The following is a 1051-nucleotide window of genomic DNA, read 5'->3' as shown; positions in this document are numbered from 1 at the left end:
TGACCTCGGTGGTGTTGAAGTCGTCAATCGCCTCGTTGCGCTCCTTGAGCGCCTGGAAGAACTCCTGGGCACGGGGGTCGGCGGAGTTCTCGTACAGCTCCTTGAGGAACGGCACCAGGGGGTCGGTGGACTCCACGGAGGAGCGGGAGCTGACGGAGTCGTTGCGCTGGTGGCCACGGCCGGGGGTCAGGTTCGTGGTGTCGGTGGTGGTGGGCTCCTCGTCCACCTTGGGCAGCGAGCTGCCGTTGGAGCTGCTGACGTTGCTGATCCGGCGCTGGCGTGCGTCCTTGTTGTGTCCGGCGCTCGTCCACTTCGTCGAGTCGCCCACACTGTTCTTGTCCACCTGGAGGCGCAGTTCGAACGCCTCGCGCTCGGCCTCGGACCATGCCTTCTCCGCCTCGGCGACCTTCTCCTGGGCCTCCAGCACCTTCTGCGAGACGCGTACGCCGAGCAGGTCGGCGGCGCTGTCGGTGGTCGTGTAGACACTGCCGGTGCGGTCGAGATGGAGGATCACGGCGACGGGTTGCTGCTGCTGGATCTTCTTGCTCACCGCCTTGGGCTTGACCACCACGAGGAACTCGACGCTGCTGGTCAGTGCGGCGATCTGGCCCTTCTTGCTGAGCTTCTCGGTATTGGTCCGGGACTCGGTGTCGGTGGTCTTGGCGGACTTGTTGAATGGCTTGGTGATGTCCAGCGCGGTGTTCACCATGCCCTTCTTTTCCGGGCCCAACTTGGTGACGTTGGGGACGGTGGGACCACCCGCGAGGCTGTGCGTGATCTTGTCGGTGAGCGCCTTGGTGGCAGTGAAGGCGGAGGTGCCGTTGATGGCGATGTCGGCGTCCTCGAAGAAGCCGGTCAGCTCGGAGGACCTGTCCACGATCCGTGCGTGCAGATCGACCTCGTAGCCGAAGTCACTGAAGTTCTTCAGCTCCAGCCCTTCCTTGGTGAGCCGAGGAAAGTTGCTGTTGATCCATTCGTAGGTGGTCTCGGTGTCGAGGAACATCTCCTTGAAGCCGCTGCGTTCCAGCCCCGCCGTGCTGCCGCCGATCTC

At 63.9% G+C, this 1051-nt stretch carries 1 protein-coding gene; it reads right to left on the bottom strand.

Translation table 11 applies throughout. From position 1 onward, the window contains the following. Positions 1–1051 (bottom strand): hypothetical protein (locus AB0D49_RS41755; protein ID WP_362769521.1); only part of this gene is annotated, 1051 nt, incomplete at both ends.

The sequence above is a fragment of the Streptomyces sp. NPDC048290 genome (genome assembly GCF_040652095.1).
GTDB lineage: Bacteria > Actinomycetota > Actinomycetes > Streptomycetales > Streptomycetaceae > Streptomyces.
This window is presented reverse-complemented; position numbering and strand designations above follow the sequence as displayed.